Raw genomic sequence first — 24,173 nt, forward strand, 5'->3', positions numbered from 1 at the left:
TTTGGATTTTTCAATTAATAATCAATCAGCAGAAAAACAAGGTATATATTTGGTAGATTACCCAGACATTTTAACGGCTGAACAAAATACTACCTTCTATTCCGTTAGTGGTCGAGATGGTTCAATGGCACAAGATGAAGGACTGCAAGACGTAAATTATACATTTAAATTTGCAATTTATAACTTTAGTGATGTCTATCAGGCGTATTCTAAGGCCATTTCATTCCTAAAGTCGGGTAATTATGTATCAACTGACGAATGGAACTTCAATTTATATTTCAATCATATTCAAATTGGCAATGCAACGGTTGATAAAGGTGTAATTCTTAACTTTTCAGTTGTTTATCGTTGTCGGCCATTAAAATATTTGAAAAATATACAGCCAATAACATTAACTACAAGTGGAACAGTTAATAATATTGGAACGTATAAAGCATTACCATCAATTAGAGTTTATCGATCTGGCGCTGGAACTGGAACATTAAAAGTAAATTCAGACACTATAACATTCGATATGCAAAAAGATTTTTACGATGTTGATAGTTATCTAATGGATTGTTTTTCACAAAATACAAATATGAACGCTTATATGAGTGGTGTTTTTCCTGAGTTGAAAGTTGGGAGTAACACCATTTCTTTTACTGGGACAATATCAAAAATACAAATTGAACCGAGGTGGGTCTATCTATGATAGTTTTATATGATACAACAGAAACGAAATTTACAAGTAATGGGTTAGGTCTTTTAGATCACGATATTATTAATCCAATCATTGAAGAATCGGCAAACGGTACATTTAAACTATCTTTTGATTATCCATTATCGGGTATTTGCGGTAGTCGAATTGGTAGACGTATGTATATTAAAGCTGATGATCCAGATACAGAAGGCAATATTTTTAAAATTTATAATATTGAAAAAAGCGATGGTATGTTGAGTATCATTGCTTTTCAAGTGGCTAATGAGTTCAATAATAATTGGATTGAACATACTAATATAATGGGTAAAAATGGACAATCTGCATTAGATCAAATGAAGTCTAACTTGACTAATTCTACTAGATTTAATTTTTATTCTGATATTGATAGCACTGCTAATAGTGAAATAGTACGCTTGAATCCCTTAACTTGGCTAATTGATAGTTCAACAGATAATTCTTTTGTTAACCGTTGGGGTGGAGAGATTAAACGTGATGGTTTCAATATCAGAATTTTTAAACAACGTGGCTCAAATAATGGTGTACAAATTAGATGGCGTAAAAATCTATCTAGTTACAACGTCAAGTGGGACGATACAACAGTAGTTACACGTATTAGGCCAATCGGTTACAACGGTTTAACGTTGCCAGAACTGTATGTTGATAGTCCAAAATTAGCAGATTATGGTGATCCAATCATTAAAGAAATTAAATATGAATCAGTTAAAGTTGCTGATGAGAATAGCTCAAGTGATGATAATATCTATAAGACTGTTGATGAAGCCTACACAGCTTTAAGGAAATTAGCAGCTAAAGAATTTAATGAAAATCACATAGATGATCCGACTGTTACGGCTGATGTATCAATGATTAGTTTAAAAAACACTCGTGAATATGCAGATGTAGCTGAATTGGAAACAATCAAACAATGGGACACAATTCAATTAATTAATGAACGTGATAATGTTGATATTCAAATGCGATTAAATAGTTACAAATATAATCCACTTAATCATGAGTTCACGGAATTAAAATTTATATCTGTTAATCAATCATTAAAGAGTGGAAACACTAGCTTATCAACTGTGATTAACGGTATTTCAAGTACAGTTCAATCAGTATCAGATACAGCTAATCAGGCACAAATTGCGGCTAATGGAAAGAATATGATTCAGCGTGGCGATGCTAATCCTAACGATCTAACTTTTAACGGCACACTAACAGACGGTGATATTTACTGGCGTAGTAACGGCAATAAGACTGAAATGTGGATTTATAGTGCGAAAGATAAAGCGTGGGGATTAGTAGTTGATGATGCAACTGGTATTAAAGCTGACCAAGCACAAGCTACAGCGGACGGAAAAAATACAATTTCTTATACTGATACTGCACCAGCTAATCCAAAGGTTAACGATGTGTGGTTTGAAGAAAAATCAGATGGCACAATCATAACTAATATTTGGAATGGAACTAAATGGGAAGCACCAACTAGTTCAGAGGTTAAGCAAACACAAGTTGACTTGGAAAGTAAAATTGCTGAAGCACAAGCCGATGTGAATAAGAAAATTGCAAATACACAAGCTAATTTAGATGAAGCAAAACAAAATTCAGCTCAGTTAATTTCTGATGCTCAAACTGAATTGAATACACAAGCTGATGAACTAAAAACTGTCAAACAAAATGCTGAAGACGCTCTAAATAAATCAAATGGAAATAGTAGTAGTATTACTGATATCAATGCTGATATTAGTAAGATTAATGGTTCATTAACTATTAAAGCTAATAAGTCAGATATCGATGCGGTGAATAAGACTGTTTTATCTCAGCAGAATCAAATCACAGCTAATACAGAAGGTCTACAACTCAAAGCCGATAAGACATCTGTCGATACACTTAGTCAAACAGTTACAAATCAAACTGCACAAATAGCTGTACTTAATGATGAGGTTGCAGAGAAGACAGCTAAAACAGATTTTGATAATTTAACTGGTAGAGTAACTAGTGCAGAACAAAAGGTTACGGCTAATGCAGATGGTTTAAATAGTACCGTAAGTAAGATGAGTACGTTACAAGACCAAGTTAATAACAGCGCTGTGGGGACTAATTTATTATTAGGTACTAAAGATTTAGACCCGATTAATTGGTATATCAATGGGACTAAGGTGAATGCTCAAAAAGGTGCAACTTCTGATACGAATTTGAGTAATAGTTGGAGAAGTGACATTACTATACTTCACTCTTGGGCGGACTGGAACTCCTACCGATTAGTTACACCTAATGATATCGTTTTGACCGTAGGTGAAACTTACACAGTTAGTGTTTATGCTAGATCGTATACTGGAACTAGTACATCAGGTTTCGCTTTAACTGCATATGAAGAAGGTGGAGCTGGACTTAGTGGAAAAGATTTAACTAATCAGATAACAACTACATTCCAGCAATATTCAGTAACTTTCAAAGCAACTTCTAGCAACTTGAAAACATTCAGAATAGAACCTCATGGTAATTGGACTAATGTCGGTGGATCGGTTTATATGTATGGTTTCAAACTCGAAAAGGGTTCAACTGCTACTGATTATTCAACCAATCCTGCAGATAACGCCACAGTCACATCTGTAACCAGTGTATCTCAAAAGGCTGATCAAATAGCAGCAGACTTAGCTACATCAAATGGAGATATCACCCAATTGAAAGCTAGGGCAACAGGTTGGGATTCAAGTATTGCTAGTGCAAATGGAAAAATAAACACATTACAGGCAACTAGTGATGGTTATGCAACAAATATTAGTGCAATACAAAATCAAGTGAATAATAGTGCGGTTGGTACTAACTTATTGTCTGGGACAAACTCAGATTGGAAGACTCACACATTTACAAGTGGTGATTGGGGAACAGGAGACTCATTTACATTAACAAGTGATGATCTTGAACCTAATACCTACTATGTTTTCCAAACAGAAGTAAAGGCAAGTAACGCTTCTAAGTACCATGTTGAAGTAGCAGGATATGATTCTAGTGGAACTTCCTCCATTATTGGTAATGGTGCACTTGTTGTTAATTCAGGGTTGACATATGTTATTTTTAATACTGGTTCACTAGTTAAATTTAACTTTAGACCTCACGTTCGTTCAGGCGGAGCAAGTGCGGGCAGTGAATCTGTTCAATGGAGACATGAGAAACTTGAAAAGGGCAATGTAGTTACTGATTGGTGTTTAGCGCCAGAAGATGCGGCTACAACTAATTATGTTAATAATCAGATAACTGCTACGGCAAGCACATTATCGGCTAATTTAACAAGCACGACTACAACCTTGAAAACTTATGCTGATAATTCCGCAACGAACGCTAAGAATGCTGCTATTTCGACAGCTAGTTCAGACGCAACTACCAAAGCTAATGCTGCGCAGAGCAACGCCATAGCTAGTGCAAAGACGTATGCAGATACCCAAATTAGTGCTACTGCTGGAACATTTAACGTTAAAACGAGTGCAATACAAACTCAATTGGATAATAGTGCGGTAGGGACTAATTTATTATTGGGAACTAAGTCAATGGATTATATGGGGAGCAGCACTGCTGGTCAAGGTAAATGGTCGTATGACACAAATCATGTAAGTGTTAATAATGGTTTAGTACATGTAGACAATTCAACAATGACATCAGGTTTTACTGATATTTGTCAGATTGTTAAGGTTTCTCCATCAACCACATATACTTATTCGATACAATTAAGACATGCAAGTAAAAGTTCCACATATGGTCAATTTGTAACTTTATATGCCTTAGAGTATAAGGACGCTGGAACTACAACCACATCTAGCTATAACGATCATAATTTTATAATAGGAAATAGTGATCAAAGGAAATATACAAATGTTAGCTTCACTACCCAATCTGATTGTCAGTATATTAAAGTCTACATTCGAGTATTCTATGGATATATCGTTAATTTTGAAACACCTAAGTTGGAGCAAGGTTCTGTTTTAACCGATTGGTGCTTAAATCCTAGTGATACTAATTACACCAACATGTTCACTATGGATAGCAATGGTATTACACTTGATGCTCATGGAGTTAATAATAGTAATAAGACTATTTTATTACGTGGTGATCATGTCAAGATTGATAGTAGTAATCCAGTAGTTATACCTACTATAAATGCTAATGTAATAACGAGTGGAACGTTGGATGCAAGTAAGATCACAGTTAATAAATTAAGTGCCAATTCAATAACCAGCGGTACATTGAACGCAGCAAATGTTAATGTTATCAATTTGAACGCTAATAATATTAGTTCGGGAACACTGACAGGTGTTACATTCCATCAAACAAGTTCAGGGCATGATACTTATATCGATGGAAACGGTATGCATGATTATGATTCGAGTGGAAATAATGCATGGATCAATCAAGGCAAACTGCAAGTTTATGATTCAAACAATCAAGGATTCTTTATGCGGGCTGGTTCACTTCAGTTAACAACCCAGGCATTATGGAATAGTAATGCTAATCCCTTATATGGAACCATTGAACGAGATAATAATTTATTTAGTCAAAGTAAAAATGGTATGCAACTAGTAGGTGCAAATGGTGTTCATATTCAAACTGCAAACTCAGGTTGGAGTGGAGTGTCGGAATCACAATTGCTTGCTAACGGGACTGCTGGGACATCAATTGCTCTGAACGATAATGGTGACATTGCGATAGGAGCTGCACATCTAATTCAAATGTATGGAGGATACCAATATACAAATGGGGTAAATGTAAAGCCGGTTTTATCTGTGGGATGTAGCGGAACAACTGAAAATGCTGCTGGTTCCGATATGCTATTAGCTGCTAGGACTATAAGTTTAGCAGCAGGTGGTAATGTCACTGTAACTTCGGGAGGATTTGTGACAGGAGGGAGTGCCAAGATAGGAAACAATTTTTCGGTTGTTGGGGCAACTGATCTTAGAGGGAGTTTGAGTGTTGCAGGTTCAAAAAACGCTATTGTTCAAACTTCACAAGGCTGGGCTAAAATTAATGCTTATGAAACAGCAGAATATTATTTTGGTGATATAGGTAAAATTAATACTGGTAATGGGTCAAAAGCTAAAATTGTCATGGATAGTTTATTCCTTGAGACTGTTAATACAAATGTTGATTATCATGTATTCCTATCAAGTTATGGGAACGGCTATGCGTGGGTTTCAGAACAAGGTAAAGATTACTTTATTATTGAGTCTAATGTACCAAATCTTGAAGTTAGCTATGAAGTCAAAGCTAAAAGAATAGGTTATGAGGGAACACGCTTAGAAATAGATGAAGATTTCGGTAAAAATTCAAATTAAAAAGGTAGGTAAATAATGATGGAAATTAATGCAACTAATATATCGTATGCACTTAATGCAGGAGTTACAGATTCAGTATCGGTAACCTTGCATGGTTCAGATAGCAATGGAACTTATTTTGATGGAACTGTTAAAGTTTTATCCGAGGATTTAGAAGAGAATAAAACTTTTGGCGGAGCTACGCAAGATGAATTGATCGTACTTGCTAAATCAAAATTAAAAGGCTTTATAAAATAGTGATTTTATCACGCAAAATAAGTGGTGGGTGGGTAGGATTAGGAAGTGAAAAATGGAAAATGAAAAAGTAGTAGATTTACTGATGGATATTCAACAGCGCTTAGCAAAGGTTGAAACTAACACACAGGGTGTATCAGAGACGACTAAGAAAGCCGAACAAGCATATCAACTAAGTCAGCAAAATGAACAAGATATTCAACGATTAAAATCTAATAGTCAATGGTGGTCACGCACAATGTGGGTGGCTATTATTTTACCCATTGTGTTATTTTTAGTTGAACAATTTATAATTAAATAGATCAAAAAAGGAGGAGTGAAAATGTTAAAAAATGTAAAATCCAAATTTATTGAACCTGATGGTACTCTAAACGGTCGTATCATATCGGCATTAATCGCACTGTTGATTGTACTAGTTCAGCAGATTGTCGCTTGCTTTGGTATTAAGTTTACAGGTGATTGGGGATCTATAATTAATGTGATTAACACCATTTTGACTATCTTAGGTTTAGTGGGTGTAGTAAGTGAGGTCAGTCCAGTTACGAATAGTGAAAATGGTGATGTGAAATGAGGAAAAAGATAAATGGAATGTTAATGGGAGCGGTCGTCATGATCGCTTCTTTTTTATTTTTATGTAGTTTAGTCTCAGCTAATTCATTAGGTATTGATGTAAGTAATTGGCAAGATTCAACTACTCAATACTTCCAAGGATTCAAGGATAAAGGAGCAACATTTACAATAGTTAAGTTAGGTGGCTCGGGTGGTGGTGAAGGTGTTCATTATAAGAACCCTAAAGCATCCGCTCAGTTAGCTTCAGCTAGTTCAGTTGGATTAAATGTAGGTGGATATTACTGGGGTCAGTTTGGCTCTAGTCAATCACAAGCTATCAATATGGCTAATCTAGCTATTAGTGATGCTCAGAGAGTTGGTTTAAAGACTAGTTCAGTAATTGCCTTGGATTATGAACAAGGTGCAACAAGTGATAAGGAAGCTAACACTCAGGCTATCATTTCATTTATGGAAACAATTGAAAAGGCTAACTATAAAGCTGTATTGTATTCGGGAGCTAGTTATCTAAGAAATTACATTAATGTTGATGAAGTTGGCTCAGTCTTTGGTACAAGGACATGGGTAGCTAGTTATAAAACTACCTCATTACAGACAGCTCCAGACTTTAACTACTTTCCTTCAATGAACTATGTAGCTATGTGGCAATACGCAGATAACTTTTACTCAGTTGATGGTAACGTGGACTTAACCAATCTTATGAGTGATGGAGATGTTAAAAATAATACACCTGTTAAACCCACTGCAAGTAATGCAACACTAGCTAATAATACAGTTGATGGTGATATGACTTACTATGTTGTTAAAAGTGGTGATTCATGGTATTCAATAGCTAAGAAGTTTGGATTAGATATGTATCAATTAGCTAAGTTAAATGGAAAAACTATTAATACTGTAATCCACCCTAATGACTCTTTGAAACTTAAAGGAACATTAGTTAATAATGCCTCTAAGACCTATACAAAGACTTCAACACAATTAGTTACAGTTGACGGAGTACTAGGATACAACACGATTCTACAGCTTCAGAAGCTCTATGACATGAAAGTACAAGATGGTAAGATAAGTAATCCTAGTAGCCTCGTAAAGGTGCTACAGAAGCATCTAGGAGTAACTCAGGATGGCATACTTGGGAAGAATACTATCAATGCTATGGAACGCAAAGCAGGGCTAAAGCATACTGATGGAGTATTAACTCGTGGTGGATTTACGATTAAGTATATTCAAAGATGTATTAATAAAGGTGTAAAACCATTTTAAATTTAAGTATTAATGTGATATAATTTATATGAAATATATTTGACTTAGACAATTTAGGCTCTCTAGATTAATTTCTAGGGAGTCTTTTTTTGATTTAAAATTTAATTGAAATCTATATACTGAGGCTTTAGATTCAATTATCACCTACATTTGGTAGTAATTGACTTATTTTTGTTAAATTAATGATTTTATTTTTTGAATTTTTTGTAGTAATATGATAATCTATTTTAGGAACGTATGTTTGTAAAATCTGGGGGAGCTGGTAAATAATTGAGAAATAGAATGTTGCTTAGAAAAATAGACAGAAATTTAATTATTATGAGTCAGTATTTACTAAAATCAGAAGAACATGAGGAAATTTACAAAATTATTTCTTCTGAAGATTTTTATAAGAATATAGATAGTTTGAGTGATAGTACATATGAGGGAATATATACTAATAGGCATTTGTGGATTTTTCAGTGTGAAAAAGAGTGGAAAAAAGGAACAGGGATATTTAGGGAAGATATAAGAAAGTTAGAGGTTAAACCACGTTGTGAGTTATGTAATACAGCTCTCAGAACTGAAAAATATCATATCATAAATAGAGAAAATGGTAACTCTTTATGGATTGGGAAAGAATGTTTTGAACATATACTTAATAATGATATAAAAATGGGAATGAATGATTTTACACCAAATGAAGCAGAAAAATTTGAGAGATTAAAAAGTATGTATAGTGGTTTGTTCAAGTTTGTTGCAGAAAAACCTGAATTAAATGCAGAATATGAAGTGTCTTCCGAAGTAATCGATTTATGCCTAAAACTGAAGAGAAAAATTAACAAAGAAATAAGGGATACTGTTAAAAGTAACAGTACTAACAGAATAAAATTAAAAGAACTTTTAGGAAAAGTTGACGATGCATATAAAAAAATAAAATTTGATATCTCAAAGAAAAATGAGTATTCAGGATTCAGCAATAAACTAAAAGCAAGAGTAAGCAAAAATCAAACTATGGAAGAGTTGGATAAAATTATTAAAGGGGTTCAACAAAATCATGGATTTTTGGATACTAATTCAGCATCTTTGATAAAAGATAATTTATTTTTAAATCATTATATGAAATTACTTAAAGGATTATATGGTGAAAAAGTAGAAAGATTTGATGATAAATTCAACACTTTTCACTTTTTTTTAAATTATAAATCATATAAATTAAGAGCAAAGTTAAATTCAAGAGATACCATAAATGCTTTTGGATATGATACAGAAAATTTTAAACCTCAAAATAACTGTGAAAATATCTTATTTCCTTTAGACTTAAAGTGGGAAGGTCAGGAAACTAAAGATAATTTATTTCTTATTGGTTATGAATATCTGGTTAACAGAAAAAATAGTTATAAAAATTATGAATTACGTGTTGGGGAATTAGAGAGCTTTATAAGAGCTAATGAAATAATAGGTGTAAACACAGAAAAAGTTAGTAGATTTTTGAAAAGCATAGTTATCTTACGTAGTAGAGACAAATTCTTTTTATGTAATGCAAGTGATATTATTATGATAGGTGAAAGTGTTGTTAAAGGGCAGAATATTTTATTTAATAAAAAAGAAATTGACAATAAAAAATCATTATTGCAGGAATTATTTGACAGGTACTATTTGAAATATAATAGTAGGTAATTTGTACAGATTCCTAGTTAATAAATATATCTATGTACAAACAAATAGACCCTCTTCGGGGAGAGAGTCCATGGGCGATGTGGATTGTTCAAGTCCACAATTGAGATGATACCTTGACCATCACCATTTCAGCTTCTTTAGTCATTCAACTATTTATTATTTATTTGATATTTAGAGATGATAATAAGAAGTAGTTCATTAAGTACTGGGGTTTAATTATCCTGGTGTTTTTATAACTTTTGATCTTGAAGTAACCTTTCATGAGCAGCATCAAGTTTAGAAACATTTTTCATTATATTCCTAATTCTAGCGACTAATAATTCTTTGTCACTGCTATTATTAAAGTCAAAAACATTATCTTTTAAGACCTCAGAAAAAGATTTATTAATAAGAATAATTAAAGGCAAAGTAACTCTAGAATCTGAGGCAATTGACTCTTCTGCACTGCAATGAAACTCTGCTTCTATAAAATTTTCCTTTCTTTCAGTATTATATCTTACAAGTTCATGAAAAGACCCATGCGTCTCTCCAGACATATTCCGATAAAGTAAATAGAGGCCACATGAAGGATCTAAAAATTTAGTTCTTTCATAAACGTTTGGAATACCAATCTTTTTAGCACTCGGTATTTCTCTAACATCTTTTAAAGTAAGATTTGCCTCTTTAGCCGTATATTCAACAGAACTAATCATTCTTTCCTGTATCGGAAGTTTAACACCGTTATTATTATCTATATCTTCTTCTATTCGCTTTAATAATCTTTTCTCATTTAATAATCCATTTTTTATATAATTTTCAAATCTTAATTTATCTGAAGATCCCAGTAGCCAAGCAATAGTAACACATGATTCGTAAATCAACCTTCCAAGCCCATTTTGCCCATAATGTATATGTGCTCCAGACAAATGTAGTACGGACTTACCTATTTTAATTACCCTAACCATCATACCTAGAATAATACGTCCCTCAGTAGTATTTGTAGTACTAGACTCCAAAAGTATTTGATAAACAAATAAAAATTCTTTCATAACATCCCAAGAAGTATGATCTACAACATTAAAGTCATTCAATAGATCAGGTATTCCTACTTTAGGAATACGATCTAGAGAGAGTAAATTACAATATATTTTCAAATGAAAGGACAACCTCCCTTGAGTTAACAAGTTAAATAATTCTACAAGAATAGTTTACCACAATATCAAAACAAGGCAATCGATAGTGGTACTGAAAAGAACGTACATTATAATTGCTTTTAACTTCTTTTAATATATTACATACAGTGTGTTGATTAAAGAAAGTATATATTTTGAGACATAAATTACTGCTATTTTTAAAATTGGTATAGCTCTAATTCATTTATACGTATTTTATTCATAGATATTTAGATAGGGTAGTTAACTTAACAATATTTCACAGTATAATAAAAAACTGCTACTCAATTGAGTAACAGCCACTTGCCGCCAGAAGATTATTTAAATTGTTAGCTTTTTGTTAGCCTAAAAGTTTTTTTCACAAATAAAAGAGTTGATATGACAGCATATAAGTGACTGATTGTGAACAGAATTGCGAGTCCAGTATGCCCAATACCTATATAATTGAAGCCTGTATATCATTCAGAAATGTTGATATACAGGCTTTTTTATTTTTTGTCTTCGTATTATTTTCATTATTTACAATTTTAGTGTGCATAGAGTGCACATGAGCATATGATACTCTTAAAAATTCACAAATGAGGTAAATCTTTCAGCAGTGTCTTGTTTTTGCTCTTTTGTAACGGATGTATAGATATCTAAAGTTGTGCGTATATCCCTGTGTCCTAATTGCGCTTGTAACTGTTTTGGGGGCATTCCACCTTGAATCGCTAATGTTGCATAAGTGTGCCTAAAACCGTGCACAGGAATGTGTTTAAGATCATACTCTTTAGTGATTCTTGTCATCCAAACACGAGGTTTGTTGGGATTATGCATCTTGTTCAAGTTGGAAGAGAAGACAAGCTGGTTCTTGGATGAACTACTATTAAAGCCCAATTGAAAAAGCTGCATCTTTTGTAGTTTCTTCCAGTCTTTTAAAATGCCTAATGTTTTATTATCAATAAATATTTCACGTTCACTAGCTGCAGTTTTGGTTGATTGGATTATCAATTTACCGTCACCGTTTGATTGGGTCTTATTGATACTTATTTTGCGTTTTAAAAAATTGATATCTCTCCATTGTAAAACGAGTGCCTTACCTTTACGCATACCAGTAAACGCAAGCAGCCTAAAGAAAGTATACGCTTGTTGAGTTCCTGATTCTTGGAGACATTCTAAAAATTTTTGCAGTTCATTTCTACTATAATACATATCTTTTTTATTTTTTTTTATCAACTGCCTTCGATTGCTAGGAATAATAATTGCATCAATTGGGTTACTTTTAACTATCTTTAATCTAACAGCATAATTAAATACTCCTTATATATTGTTAGCGAACCTTTTATAGTTTTTGAGTGGTTTTTTAAACCATTCATTTACAATAAGCTGACATTTTGCTGGAGTAATTTTGCCAATGATTTCATTGCCTAAAGCTGGAATAATATGGTTTTCAAAATTTCTCTTTGTTGTTGTCTAGGTAGATTCTTTAACAGTCAATTTATAGTTCTCAAACCATTGTTTATAAACTTGATTAAATGTCATTCTTGAATCGGTAAATCCATTCAACAATTGTGATTCTAATTCTTCAGCAGCGATGCGGGCTTCTTTTTGAAGCCTAAATCCGCTCTTGCTCTTTTTTAATCTTTTACTAGTTGCAGGATCAGTGTAGGAAATTTGGAATCTCCAAAAATTTTCCTTTTGTGTTGTATATTTTTCAATGAAAGCCATAGAAGAGATAAACTCCTTTCTGAGTAATTTACTAGGTTTGTACGCAATTTATTGTGAATTTATGCAAAAGTGGGGGAGAATCAGAAAGAGATATGAACTAATCCTGCTAAAATACGCACATACGTTCGCTTTACAGACTAAATAAAAGCCCCCGAAAGGGCAATATAATTTTTATTTCTTTGTTAATTTGATTTGTTCCAAATTAGTACTTAAAATTTCACCCTTTGTTAATTGAGCGGTAACACTTGAAACCTGACCAGTTTCAGAGTCACTAGTTATTCCTAAAATTTCATTAATCATTCCATCATTTGTGCTTAAATTACCGCTTCCCTGAAGTGCGGTTATAACATATCTACCTGCTTTTATGTCTTTTCCAACTTTCCAGTCACCAGCACTTAGAATGGTTTTCTTAATTCTTTTGCCTGTTGGAGTAAAACTTGTAGACTCTATGCCCTGAATTTGGACTTGATCACCTTTTTTTAAATTTGTAGTATATGAATCAACCTGGCCACTATCAGTATCTACCGTTTGACCTAAAATAACATTTATTTGCCCTGTACTATCTGAAAGGTTTCCACTTCCATTGATTGATTTAATAATATATCGACCAGGTTTTATATCTCCTTTTTTACCAACTGTGAATGTTCCAGCTCCTAAAGTTGCTTGAGTAGCCTTAGCATATATGCTATTATTTGAACCTTGAGAAATGAAGGCAGTTCCTAGAAAGGCAGAAGATAAAATGATAGGTAACACAAGTTTTGATATTTTTTTCATGATAATAAATTCCCCCAAGCATTCTATTTTACTACTGTATTTTTAGATTTTTTGTTAGAAAAAATGTGCCAAATTAAGAATAAAGCCCCAATAATAAGTGCTAGCCAACCCCAAACAGTTAAGTCACCGTAACTTCCAGCATTTGAAACTCCCAGTAACCACGCTAAAGCCAAAAGAATAAAATTAGCAATATCTCCACCTAATTTTTTAGTTGATTTAGTAGCAAGGTAAACAATCCCAGCAACTAAATACAGAACTGCTACCAAAATTCCAGCAGATCCCCCATGCTGATGATTGCTTTCCAAGGAATTCCCTAGCCCGGCAACCATTGATTGTAAACCAATAAAAACAGAAAGAACTATCATTAAAATACCAAAAACAAGCTTTGTAGTCTTCATACATAACTCCCCCTAAAAATTCAGCTTTTACCGTCGTCAGTTTTTGGACTATGTTTTATTTACGAACCCGAATTTTACCACAATCACGGCATTGATATTGATGAGCCTTATTTGATCTAGTGCCGTCTATTACTAAAGTGGAAATACCAAGTGTTGAAGTAACTGCTGCAACTTTCAATTTTGAAAAATTTTTTACAACTTTTTCATTATGTTTAAATGGTGTTAGTAGATACGAATGATTAATATTTAGTGATGTGGTTCCTTGTTTATTAGTAATTGTTTGTATATGTTGAAGATTGTTTCTACAACTGTATGCCATTATCGTAATGATTTTCTGTACCCAGCGGCTTGAGCATCAGCTTCACTATTAAAATACACAGCGTTAGATGAATTCATGTGATAACCAGCTTGACCTGGGACATGATAGATATGCGATTGAGAATTTCCAATAATTTTACCAGATGTTCCGGTGTAAAGGTCATCACCACCGTTGTTATTTGTTGTTTGAGCTACTGTAGCTTTTGAAGTTGCAGCTGCACGGCTGCTGGAAGCAGCAATTGACTGTGAAGTTGCAATTGATGAAGCTACCGATTGAGAAGAAGCTGCAGACTGAGAAGAAGCTACAGAGGCAGCAATAGAAGAAGATTGTGCAATACTAGAACTAGAAGCTAATGATTCACTTTCAGACTCTGATGAAGCTATGCTTGCTGATTCGGAAGCGGCAATTGATTCACTTTCAGATTTAGCAGCGGTCTTACTTTCAGAATTAGCTTTTTTAATAGATTCCTTTTTTGCTTTTTCTTTCTTTTGCTTAGCCTTATCAACTTTAACAATTTTTGTACTACTTTTTGATGAACTTGAACTAGCACTAGAAGTATTACTGCAACCTGCTAATGTTAATGCACAAAATATACTTAAGAAAATCCCTAACTTTTTCATAATGTTACTCCCCCAAATAATTTCAGCTTTTATAGTCATCAGTTTTGGACTAAATGTAGATATAAATTTTGGCTATTTAATCATTAATTACCCCCATCACTGCTTGAGGATTCAGTACTTTCTTCTGCATTTTGCTGTGTTTTGTTTGTTGGTTGACCATTATGATCAAGATAACCTTGATCCATCATATATTCAGTCTGCATTTCCCCAGAATCTTTCATATCATTAGGTGTGCTTTTCAGAGCATCATATTCTGACATGCCCTCATATTTTATTTTATAAGCCACAGGAGACATACCATATTTATTTAAGAAACCAGTAAGAGTATTTTCGTCATAAGATATAGAACTACTACTTGAAGGTTGTACTTGAGCACTTTGAGCACTGGTGAATTGCGAGTTCTGTGAGCTAGAGTTCGATGTTATGGTTTTATTTTTTGCCTCTAATTTGATTTTTGATTCGCTTTCTGCTTTGGATATGCTCTCAGACTCTTTTTTCTTTTTCAAAGCAATACTTGCTACTTTTTTGCTTGATTTTTTCGTCATAATGTTTTCGGATTTTTCTTTAGACGAATTGCTGTTTTTGTTTACAGAATTATTATTTTTACATGCGGCAAATAGAAGAGAAGAAGTTGCTATCAAACCTAATAAATATATTTTTTTCATTTTTGTTTCCCCAAAAAACAATTTTTTACATTTAGTGAGTAATATTTGATACTTGAGTTTATTCCTAAATAAAAGCCCACAAAGGGGCAATTAATTAAAAATCTAAACGCAAGCAAACACATGATCAGAATTTGCATCAATGTGATCTTAATTGATTTAGAATTAGATAGTTGACTATATCGCCTATTTTCAATATTGTTGTTCGAAATATAAAAAGACATAAGAATTGTGATAGCTGAAGATGTTGACTCAATTATTATGTATGATTTAACAAGAGTTAAATCATTTTATTTGCTAAATGATGTGTATTTTTGCAACTAAAATAGTTATTTTTATGTCTAAAATCGACTAAAATTCATTTGAACTCTAGTATTTGAATCTTTTTTCAATAATATAATATCATAAATGATTGATAAATTATAAATTTTTTTGAGGATAATGAAAAAAGTTGGAAATTACTTGGGATATAAAAAAGATGTTTTATTTCTATCCATTCTGCTTAAGATTTAATGACTATATTTTAATGTTTGAACTTGAGATTGAAGTAGTTGTACAAAATTATTATTTGGGGAGAATTACTATAAGTAGAAATAAAGTGTAGTGTTTGAAAGTAAAATAAGGAGATAAGTTCGAGGATAGTAAAAGTGTGAAGTACTTATGGAACGCGTTTATACGGAACAAATAGAGGAGTCAGATCAAAAATTAACATTTGATCCAGCTCCTTATGAGAAAAGCTTATTATAATTTAGCATGCAAAGATTGTATTAAGTGGCTTTATCACTCGATATAGTAATTACGTTCCATCATTGAGATGTAAGGAATCAATTTGGTGATTCATCATGTGATAAGTTGATGAAAAAGGCATTGTTCAACCTGTTGATTGTATAAAGAACCTTACCAATCAAAGCAGAATCGTCGAGGTCTGCTTTTTTTAATATAAATGATTCCTTATTTAAAAAATCGGATAGAGGGTGGAATTGAAATTCTAATTTATTAAGATTTTCAACACGATAGAGATGAAAGAGGAAACCTTCATCATGGGAAGTAAAGGCAACAATATCCTTTTCTCTAATATAATCCAATTTATTTCTTTTGAGTTTAGCTATACAAATGATATCGTCATTTTTTAAATATGGATTATCACTTGCAGTTAGTAACGCGCTGTATTCCAGTTCGATATTTGTGTATTTTTCATCATTGATACTGATAACTATATCTGAATTATGCATTTTAAAACTCCTTTTTTTATTGTGATATTTTACTGCTTACGACGTAAATTATTTTTCATTTTGGACACAAATACAAAAAAACAGAAATTTTTTGGTAATACGTAAATAAAAAATTAACTTATTTCAGAGGTACTGATCCTTATTTTCAACTGTATTTTTGTATGCATCAAAATAAAATACGCATAAAAGTTTATTAATGAATTTATTTTTTGTAATTTAATTCAATCGATTGTAATTTTCCAAATTTTTTTCATATTAACTTAGATATTTCTATATTAAGGATTAATTTAATAGTAGTAATTGTTATGTAGTTTTTTAACTAACATTTTTTTGATGGGGAAAAATACAAAATTCCTTTGTCAAAAGTATTGACAAAGGAATTTGAAGTTTAGCCAAGGTGTTAATACAGCTTAGAAAGCATCATCTTTTAGCTTAATTATTATTTTGTTAATTGCTTAATATTGTTTGCCCAAATCTTTACTTGGTTTTGTGATTGTATCTTGTCTAAGCAAGGTTTGTAAGTTTTGCTCACTGATAAAGTTAAAGTTTGATTGTTCATGCCGTTCAATGAAGTACCAACCCCACTTAGTTCTTGAATAGGAGAAATTAAAACCTTGCATTGTACAATATCTGCTAAGCGCTGCATTAAATATTGATTTGCAATCATTCCACCATCCACATGTAAGGTCAGTTTGCTATCAGTAAATACCTGACACATTAGTGAGATGATATCATTAATTTGATAGATAATAGCGTCTAAAGCAGCACATACTATCTCATTACGTCCAGTTAAAGGTGTCATCCCAACCAAAGCTGCTTTAAGTTCTGGTTTATTATAAGGCGCGGCCATCCCGCTAAAAGCAGGAATTAAAAAAGTAGTGTCATTTTTACTGGCAGCTTGGGCCATTTCATCTGTTTCTGCTGGATCGTTGATAAGTTTGAGTCGATCTTTGAGCCAAGATATCAATGCACCAGAATAATTGACATTTCCTTCCAAAGCATACGTTGTTTTACCTTTTCTTTTCCAAGCAACAGAAGTATTTAACCCATTCTTTGTACGCAATAATTTTTGACCGGTATTCATCATAATTGACGAACCTGTTCCAAAAGTTACTTTAATTTCTCCTGGATGTAAACAATTTTCCGCCAATAGTGCCGATTGTGAATCTCCTAATATGCTTGTGATTGGAATAGGTTTTTCTAATGTACCAAAAAGGGTAGTTGTCCCAAAATTGCTATCTGAGTCGACAATAGTGGGAAGATTTTTTGGATTAATACCAAATATTTCACATAGTTCAGGATCCCATTCGCAAGTTTCAATATTCATTAATTGAGTTCGACAGGCATTACTTGGCTCAGTTTTGTAGGTTCCCTCGCTTAGAAGATAAAGCAGCCAACTATCAATTGTACCCAAGCATAGGTCGCCAGTAGATAACGCCGTTTGAACAGCAGGTTCATAAGTTTGGAGCCAATTAAACTTTGAAGCTGTAAAATAAGGAGAAAGAGGTAATCCGGTTTTATATTTTATAATCTTTTCCCTTTTTTTTATGTTAGGTTGTTCTGTAACTTTAGTGGTACGGTTGTCCTGCCATACAATAGCTAAAGCCAAAGGTGCAGAAGTTCTTCTTGACCAGGCAGCAGCTGTTTCTCTTTGATTACTAATTGTAACAGCCTTAATTGCAGCATCACCAGCGTGTGATAAAGCTTTACGAATTAAAAATTTTAAATTTGCTGCTATTTCAGTGAGATCATGACTAATCCAACCTTGTGGATTAATGATTTGTTGATGATTTTTGGTTATTTTATATGCAATTGTGCCATCCTGTCTTACTAATAAAATTTTTGTTCCTTGCGTGCTTTGGTCAATTGCTAAAGTTAATTCAGACATTATATCACCTACTTTAGCCACATTTTAATTTTTTCGTTAAGTGATTTTGCATCCATACCATAGTATTTAAATACTTCATCTTGCATACCCGCAATCACTGGTTCATCAGGAAAACCAACAATTCTAATTTTATATCTCCTCTTGGTGATAAAGCTTCTGCTACAGCAGAACCAAGGCCACCATATAAACTGTGTTCCTCTAGCGTTACTATTAAATTTGTTTTATCCGCTAGTTGATTTAATAATTCAATATCTAACGGTTTGATACTGACTAAGTCAACAACAGTTGCATTAATTCCTTGCATTTTCAACAATGAAGCAGTTTCAATAGCAATATGCAGTGTTTCACCTGAGCTGACCAAAGCAACATCTGTTCCATTTTCGACAACAATATTTGCTTTGCCGGGTTTAATAAACGCATTTTTAGTATCACTATAAATGTTTGGTAATGCAACTTTTCCGATACGAACATATGCTGGTTCATTTGATATGGCAAGGTACTGGATCAATTTGGCTGCTTGGTATTGGTCAGCAGGAGTATAAACTTCCAAATTAGGTATTGCTCGCGTTATGGCTAAATCTTGCAACGAGTGATGGGTTGCCCCAAGATCTTTATAAGAGTTTCCACCAGAAATACCAATCAACTTGACATTATTATTTGAATAAGAAACATCTACTTTTACTTGTTCAATGCTACGCATTGTCAAAAATGCAGCTGGAGCAAAAACAAAAGGACGTTTACCTGAGTGAGCTAGCCCACCAGAAACAGTGACAGAATTTTGTTCCGCAATTCCAATTTCAACTAGTTGCTCCTCATGTTTTTTAATATAGGGTGCTAAAGAAGCGGAGCCGCGCGAATCACTGGTTACTGCTAAAATATTTCGATCTTTATCTGCTGCTTTGGATAATTCAGCCACAATTACATCGCCGATTTTTGCTTGCTCACTCATTTTTTAGACCTCCAATTATAGTTTTTAATTCTTTCACACCTTGCTGATACTGTTCATCAGATGGTACTTTATGGTGCCATTCTGCTTTATTTTCAGCAAAACTGATTCCACGTCCTTTGATAGTATTTGCTAGAATCAGGAGCGGTTTACCAGTATGATTTTGTTTTTTTAATGAATTGACTAGTTCACTTATATCATTGCCGTTTACTTCAATAACATTAAAACCAAATGCTTCATACTTCGCCGTCAATGATTCGGAATTCATTACCTGTGTGATTGGTCCTGAAATCTGTAATTTATTATGATCAATAATTGCTGTTAAATTGTCCAAGTGATAGTTACCTGCAAACATAGCAGCTTCCCAAACTGAACCCTCTGCCTGTTCACCATCGCCCATTAAAGTGTAGACATGGTAACCACGATGATCTAATTTACCTGCCAAAGCAATTCCGGATGCGAGACCAAGACCATGGCCTAGAGATCCAGTATTTTGTTCGATTCCATGCACATGATTTGTTGGGTGTCCAATATAAGGAGAATTGAATTGTGAATAGGATTCAAGATCTGTTTTTGGAAAATATCCTCGATCCGCAAGTACATTATAAAGAATTTCGACTGCGTGTCCTTTTGATTGAATATAATGGTCGCAATTCTGATCTTCAAAAGTTTGCGGCGTTTGATTCATGACAGTGTAATAAAGTGCTACCAAAATATCTGCACATGATAAATCTGAACCAGTATGCCCCGTTCCAGCTTTATAAATCATATTCCAAGTTGCTAACCGCATTTGAGCGGCCTTTAATTCTAGCATTTTCGTATCCAAGATAACTACCTCCTAAATATTTTTCGTTCATTTGATAATACTTGTAATGTCTCCACGTAAATAAGCTTGAACTTCCTCTTCAATTGGATCGTAAAAATCGGGTGAAATTTTTAAATATTTACATGCTTCGTATAAAATTGGAACGACATCTGCTCTCACAGCTGCAATGTGATGAATGTATGGACCGTAGACCAACTTGGTTTCAAATCGATTTAAGTTAGCAAATTTAAGCCATAAATAAGTTCCTTGTTCATATGGACCAACACAAGTTTGAGCATTTCCTAATAACAATGAATAATTACCATTATCGCCGTCAAAACGGCATAAAGTGTAATTGCCAGTTTTAGCCTCAAAAGCGACGGAACCAGGATAATCAAAAACAAAATGGGATTTGGGCAATACAGGCTTATTCTTAGCCGTAGAAAATGGGAAAACTCCTAGATGTTGTAGTAATTCACCATTTTTTTCTTCAGGGTGACGACAATTAACATCAGCAAAAATAGCTTTCTCCATTCCCATGGTTGCAGCTTCAACTAGTAATTCAGAAATTACTCCATGAATATCAGTCTCACAAGTTACGGGGGTCCCTTCGTCCTGTAATAAGGATTCTGTAGCATAAGGCAAGATCCCAATTTCATCCTGTAATGCGGTCCAGCATTGAATAGCGCCTGAATTGCAACCGTATTCATTCATTTTATTAGTTAAGGCGACTTTAAGAACTGCAATCATTTCCAGATCTTTGTTACTAACTTCAATTTCTGCAATTTCTTTTAACTTGTTAATTGTTGTTGAAATTTTTGGATCGTTATCAGCTTGTAAACGATGAATTTCTTGAGTTAATTCAGGTAGCGGAATAGGGGAAAGAGAAATATTGAATCTTTCTAGCAATTCGCCTTCATTGATCATAGTTGACCAGAAATCAAATGGACGCGGTCCAACTTGCAGGATACGAGTATTTTTAAAAGTTTTTACAACGTTACAAACTCTGATAAAATCCTTAATGCCTTTCTCAAATTCTGGATCTTCAAGGCCAACATTAACCAAGTAAGTAAAAGGAACTTGGAATCGACGTAGAACTTTGCCAATTGCAAATAGACCGCATTGAGTATCACGCAATCGCGAACCATCAGGTGCTGGAGCCTCATCTTTTGGCCCCCATAATAAAACAGGTACATCAAATTGTTTAGCCAGTCGAGCACATTCATATTCTGTACCAAAATTTTCATTTGCTAAAAATAATCCATCAATATTTGCATTTTTAAATTTGTGTGCAATCTTTTTCATTCCATCGTCATCGTAGAGTAGTCCATCACTATTTATATCTGTAATATCAACAAAATCTATATTTAATTCATTCATCTTGTTACGAGTAAGATTAGCAAATTTTATCGCTGCATCGGCTGAAAAAATGTTACGTCTTGTTGGAGCAAATCCTAGTTTAATTTTATTGTCCACACTAAATCACTCTCCTAAACTAATTCTTATTTTTACAAAACTAAGTGTATTATTTTAGAAAGAAAAAAAGCAATACAATTGCAAAATAATTTTTAATTTAGTATTATTTTAGTGGAACTAAAAAGGTGGAATGAAAAATGGTATTGAAAATGAGTGATATTGCAAAAATGGCCAATGTTTCTAAATCAGCTGTATCTCTTGCAATTAACGGTAAAGATGGTATTAGTGAGGAAACAAAAGAAAAAATCTTAAAAATCATTTCAGAACAGGGATATAAACCTCTACGAAAAAGTAAGAAAGATACGGTACAAGGAATTGGAGATGTTACTTTTTTAGTGGTCACAACAAGTGGAGTCGTTCAAGATGATTATCGTAGCTTGCCTTTTTTTAGTAGATTGATTTCGGCGCTATCTGTGAGTATAGGTCGGCTAAATGGGACACTGCATACTGTTACTGTTTCGGCAGATAAACTTAATGAAAAACTTGATGATATAGTGTCTAATGAATCAAAAGGAGTTTTAGTATTGGGCACAGATTTAACTAAAACGCAGGTTCGTTTGATAAAAAAGAAAATTACGAATATTGTTTTTTTGGATACTTATTATGAAGATGTTGTTGCTGATTTTGTGACAATGGATAACTATCAGGGTTCTAAACTTGCAGGAAAATATATTTTATCAAAAGGTTACACGAATATTGGTTATTTTGCTTCTGAAAATTTGATGTCGAATTTTAGTGAACGACGTCGCGGATTCCATGAAATATTAGCTGAATCGGAATTGAAAATATCTAATGACCATTTTTATTTCATTTCACCAACAAAATTAGACCCAGAGGGATTGAATTTAAAAAAATTAGTGACACCATTACCTAAGGCTATTTTTTGTGAAGATGATTATATAGCGATACGTCTTATAAAAGCTGCTCAAAAGGAGGGAATTAAGGTCCCTGATGAACTGGCAGTAATGGGGTTTGATGATGTCTATGAAGGAACATTGATATCACCAGAGTTAACAACAATTCATGTACCAGTTGATCAAATAGCGCAACAAGCTCTGTTGCAGCTACAATGCCAGTTAGGTACTGCTAACTGGAATCCACAAAAAACTTTGATTTCTACAACGTTGGTTGAAAGAAAGTCGTTATAAAAGTTTTAAAAGCTTATTATTATTTTGGGATATACAGGGATCAGTCTGAATCCCTTTTTTTGTAGGTTTTTGCAGATTATTTTTATTTAGTTTTTCTTTTATTTTAGTTTTATTTTAGAAAAATAAGATTGACTAAAGTAAAAATGAATGCTAGTCTTATTTCGAGAAAATGTTAAATATTTCCGAACATAGAAATTACTTAATGAATAATCTTATCAATATGGGAGGAGGCTTATAATTAGCGAACATTAAAACATTTATGAGTTTTATTTCTAAATGTAAGCGGAAACATTTTTTTTAAAATATATTAAATTTAGTTAGTATATTAATTTCATAAATATTTTAAGGAGGGCTTTACATGTCAGAATCAAGTATTAAGCATAGAGGATTATTGAAATTTGGAATTTTATCTATCTCAACAATGTTGCAGGATGCCAGTGCTATTTCGGTTGCAGTTGTTGGAATGGTAGGAGTATTTTCAGATCATAGTGCTGCATCCGTTCAGGCACTGGTTACGATTCCTTCATTTTCCATGATGATATTTATATTACTTAATAGTGTAGTTGTTAAACTTATAGGTAAACGTAACACGGTTATTATTAGTTTGTTACTAGCATTAATCGGTGGCATTGGTCCTGCGTTTATTTCTAATTTTACAGCTATTCAAATTCTACGTTTTATTTATGGAGCAGGCACTGGCTTGTATACACCACTTGCTGTGAGTTTACTAGGTGACTTTTTCTCTGGAGACGAATTACGAAGTTTACTGGGTATCCAAGCAGCAATTTCAGCGATTGGATCTAGTGCAATGACATTTGTTGCAGGTATTTTGGTTGGTATTAATTGGCAAGCATGTTTTTGGGTATATTTTTTAGTTGTTCCAGTACTTATTATTTTTACACTTGCATATCCTAAAAATTCAAGTGGCACAAATGTTAAGAAAAATGAAGTTATTAAGAACAATCTAGAGGGTTCCGTCGAAAAGAAAAGCAAGAAATTACCAATCATAGTAATTATTGGGATACTACTGTTATTTATATATTTTAGTGTAATTATGGCATTATTTACAGATAGTGGTTTGGCTATAAAACAATTAGGTTTAAGTAACCAAGGCTTTTTGGGAACAGCATTATCAATTGCGGGACTTGTTAGTGCAGCCTTTTCGATTATTTATGGCAAAATATTCAAAATTTTCAAGCACTTTACACCAGTAGTTATCCTAATTATTAGTGCCATTGGTTTTATTGGGAGTGTCAAGAAGTTTGTGTAAATGGGAATACCTTTCCCCTGTAAAATTAAA

20 protein-coding genes and 1 pseudogene are annotated in these 24,173 nt (G+C 33.2%); 9 read left to right on the forward strand and 12 right to left on the reverse strand.

All coding sequences use genetic code 11. The annotated features are described in order from the left end of the window. The first annotated feature begins 1 nt into the window (after position 1). The 7 genes from IV36_RS03330 to IV36_RS03360 all read left to right on the forward strand — a co-directional run bounded on the left by IV36_RS03330 (position 2) and on the right by IV36_RS03360 (position 9,747). Positions 2-691, forward strand: coding sequence for a hypothetical protein (locus IV36_RS03330; RefSeq protein ID WP_056990779.1), 690 nt, complete (start codon positions 2-4; stop codon positions 689-691). Then, a complete protein-coding gene (locus IV36_RS03335; protein WP_056990780.1) occupies positions 688-6,027 on the forward strand; it encodes a phage tail spike protein in 5,340 nt (1,779 codons plus the stop codon). Before IV36_RS03330 ends, IV36_RS03335 begins: the two co-directional genes overlap by 4 nt. Positions 6,028-6,042: 15 nt before the next feature. After that, positions 6,043-6,264, forward strand: coding sequence for a hypothetical protein (locus IV36_RS03340; protein WP_056990781.1), 222 nt, complete (start codon positions 6,043-6,045; stop codon positions 6,262-6,264). A gap of 52 nt (positions 6,265-6,316) precedes the next feature. Continuing rightward, the gene (locus IV36_RS03345; protein ID WP_056990782.1) at positions 6,317-6,562 is read left to right on the forward strand and encodes a hemolysin XhlA family protein; all 246 of its coding nucleotides are present in this window, start codon (positions 6,317-6,319) and stop codon (positions 6,560-6,562) included. 21 nt (positions 6,563-6,583) lie between these two features. Further along, complete coding sequence (locus IV36_RS03350) at positions 6,584-6,832, forward strand: phage holin (RefSeq protein WP_156648625.1); 249 nt, start codon at positions 6,584-6,586, stop codon at positions 6,830-6,832. After that, on the forward strand, positions 6,829-8,088 hold the full coding sequence (locus tag IV36_RS03355) for a GH25 family lysozyme (protein ID WP_056990783.1): 1,260 nt from the start codon (positions 6,829-6,831) through the stop codon (positions 8,086-8,088). Before IV36_RS03350 ends, IV36_RS03355 begins: the two co-directional genes overlap by 4 nt. 270 nt (positions 8,089-8,358) lie before the next feature. Further along, positions 8,359-9,747 (forward strand): hypothetical protein, encoded by a 1,389-nt coding sequence (locus tag IV36_RS03360; protein ID WP_156648626.1) that lies wholly within the window; start codon positions 8,359-8,361, stop codon positions 9,745-9,747. A 230-nt stretch (positions 9,748-9,977) separates the two neighbouring features. Here IV36_RS03360 and IV36_RS03365 read toward each other — a convergent pair whose 3' ends face one another. The 12 genes and pseudogenes from IV36_RS03365 to IV36_RS03420 form a co-directional block, all read right to left on the reverse strand. Beyond that, positions 9,978-10,880, reverse strand: a complete 903-nt coding sequence (locus IV36_RS03365; protein WP_056990785.1) for a DUF5677 domain-containing protein — start codon at positions 10,878-10,880, stop codon at positions 9,978-9,980. 582 nt (positions 10,881-11,462) lie between these two features. Beyond that, on the reverse strand, positions 11,463-12,113 hold the full coding sequence (locus IV36_RS12350; protein ID WP_235810224.1) for a site-specific integrase: 651 nt from the start codon (positions 12,111-12,113) through the stop codon (positions 11,463-11,465). Positions 12,114-12,197: 84 nt separating this feature from the next. After that, positions 12,198-12,605 (reverse strand): annotated as a pseudogene (locus IV36_RS12635) (N-terminal phage integrase SAM-like domain-containing protein). A 171-nt stretch (positions 12,606-12,776) separates the two neighbouring features. Continuing rightward, positions 12,777-13,379, reverse strand: a complete 603-nt coding sequence (locus IV36_RS03375) for a hypothetical protein (protein WP_056990786.1) — start codon at positions 13,377-13,379, stop codon at positions 12,777-12,779. A gap of 23 nt (positions 13,380-13,402) precedes the next feature. After that, positions 13,403-13,777, reverse strand: a complete 375-nt coding sequence (locus tag IV36_RS03380) for a hypothetical protein (RefSeq protein WP_056990787.1) — start codon at positions 13,775-13,777, stop codon at positions 13,403-13,405. A 318-nt stretch (positions 13,778-14,095) separates the two neighbouring features. Next, the gene (locus tag IV36_RS03390; protein WP_056990789.1) at positions 14,096-14,716 is read right to left on the reverse strand and encodes a sunset domain-containing protein; all 621 of its coding nucleotides are present in this window, start codon (positions 14,714-14,716) and stop codon (positions 14,096-14,098) included. Positions 14,717-14,799: 83 nt separating this feature from the next. Further along, the gene (locus tag IV36_RS03395) at positions 14,800-15,381 is read right to left on the reverse strand and encodes a hypothetical protein (RefSeq protein ID WP_235810226.1); all 582 of its coding nucleotides are present in this window, start codon (positions 15,379-15,381) and stop codon (positions 14,800-14,802) included. Positions 15,382-16,202: 821 nt separating this feature from the next. Beyond that, positions 16,203-16,610, reverse strand: a complete 408-nt coding sequence (locus IV36_RS03400) for a hypothetical protein (protein WP_056990790.1) — start codon at positions 16,608-16,610, stop codon at positions 16,203-16,205. A gap of 439 nt (positions 16,611-17,049) precedes the next feature. Beyond that, the gene (locus IV36_RS03405) at positions 17,050-18,498 is read right to left on the reverse strand and encodes an FGGY-family carbohydrate kinase (RefSeq protein WP_056990791.1); all 1,449 of its coding nucleotides are present in this window, start codon (positions 18,496-18,498) and stop codon (positions 17,050-17,052) included. A 94-nt stretch (positions 18,499-18,592) separates the two neighbouring features. Then, positions 18,593-19,447 carry a transketolase family protein gene (locus IV36_RS03410; RefSeq protein WP_235810227.1) on the reverse strand — a complete coding sequence of 285 codons (855 nt, stop codon included), beginning with the start codon at positions 19,445-19,447 and terminating at the stop codon, positions 18,593-18,595. Continuing rightward, entirely contained in the window at positions 19,440-20,270 is an 831-nt protein-coding gene (locus IV36_RS03415; RefSeq protein WP_056990792.1) for a transketolase, read from the reverse strand. The genes IV36_RS03410 and IV36_RS03415 overlap by 8 nt, the downstream gene beginning before the upstream one ends. 27 nt (positions 20,271-20,297) lie before the next feature. Further along, positions 20,298-21,725 (reverse strand): L-fucose/L-arabinose isomerase family protein, encoded by a 1,428-nt coding sequence (locus IV36_RS03420; protein ID WP_056990793.1) that lies wholly within the window; start codon positions 21,723-21,725, stop codon positions 20,298-20,300. 137 nt (positions 21,726-21,862) lie between these two features. On the opposite strand from IV36_RS03420, the gene IV36_RS03425 reads away from it, so the two are divergent. Together IV36_RS03425 and IV36_RS03430 are read left to right on the forward strand one after the other, a co-directional pair. Beyond that, positions 21,863-22,873, forward strand: a complete 1,011-nt coding sequence (locus IV36_RS03425) for a LacI family DNA-binding transcriptional regulator (protein ID WP_056990794.1) — start codon at positions 21,863-21,865, stop codon at positions 22,871-22,873. A 358-nt stretch (positions 22,874-23,231) separates the two neighbouring features. Further along, positions 23,232-24,143, forward strand: coding sequence for an MFS transporter (locus tag IV36_RS03430; protein ID WP_056990795.1), 912 nt, complete (start codon positions 23,232-23,234; stop codon positions 24,141-24,143). The last annotated feature ends 30 nt before the right edge of the window (positions 24,144-24,173 follow it).

The organism is Liquorilactobacillus mali (genome assembly GCF_001437155.1).
GTDB lineage: Bacteria > Bacillota > Bacilli > Lactobacillales > Lactobacillaceae > Liquorilactobacillus > Liquorilactobacillus mali_A.

What these genes read in the sequence shown, in the direction of transcription:
- IV36_RS03335 (WP_056990780.1), top strand. Translation starts at nt 688, where the DNA reads ATGATAGTTTTATATGATACAACAGAAACGAAATTTACAAGTAATGGG.
- IV36_RS03340 (WP_056990781.1), top strand. Translation starts at nt 6,043, where the DNA reads ATGATGGAAATTAATGCAACTAATATATCGTATGCACTTAATGCAGGA.
- IV36_RS03345 (WP_056990782.1), top strand. Translation starts at nt 6,317, where the DNA reads ATGGAAAATGAAAAAGTAGTAGATTTACTGATGGATATTCAACAGCGC.
- IV36_RS03350 (WP_156648625.1), top strand. Translation starts at nt 6,584, where the DNA reads ATGTTAAAAAATGTAAAATCCAAATTTATTGAACCTGATGGTACTCTA.
- IV36_RS03355 (WP_056990783.1), top strand. Translation starts at nt 6,829, where the DNA reads ATGAGGAAAAAGATAAATGGAATGTTAATGGGAGCGGTCGTCATGATC.
- IV36_RS03375 (WP_056990786.1), bottom strand. Translation starts at nt 13,379, where the DNA reads ATGAAAAAAATATCAAAACTTGTGTTACCTATCATTTTATCTTCTGCC.
- IV36_RS03380 (WP_056990787.1), bottom strand. Translation starts at nt 13,777, where the DNA reads ATGAAGACTACAAAGCTTGTTTTTGGTATTTTAATGATAGTTCTTTCT.
- IV36_RS03390 (WP_056990789.1), bottom strand. Translation starts at nt 14,716, where the DNA reads ATGAAAAAGTTAGGGATTTTCTTAAGTATATTTTGTGCATTAACATTA.
- IV36_RS03395 (WP_235810226.1), bottom strand. Translation starts at nt 15,381, where the DNA reads ATGAAAAAAATATATTTATTAGGTTTGATAGCAACTTCTTCTCTTCTA.
- IV36_RS03400 (WP_056990790.1), bottom strand. Translation starts at nt 16,610, where the DNA reads ATGCATAATTCAGATATAGTTATCAGTATCAATGATGAAAAATACACA.
- IV36_RS03405 (WP_056990791.1), bottom strand. Translation starts at nt 18,498, where the DNA reads ATGTCTGAATTAACTTTAGCAATTGACCAAAGCACGCAAGGAACAAAA.
- IV36_RS03410 (WP_235810227.1), bottom strand. Translation starts at nt 19,447, where the DNA reads ATGAGTGAGCAAGCAAAAATCGGCGATGTAATTGTGGCTGAATTATCC.
- IV36_RS03425 (WP_056990794.1), top strand. Translation starts at nt 21,863, where the DNA reads ATGGTATTGAAAATGAGTGATATTGCAAAAATGGCCAATGTTTCTAAA.
- IV36_RS03430 (WP_056990795.1), top strand. Translation starts at nt 23,232, where the DNA reads ATGTCAGAATCAAGTATTAAGCATAGAGGATTATTGAAATTTGGAATT.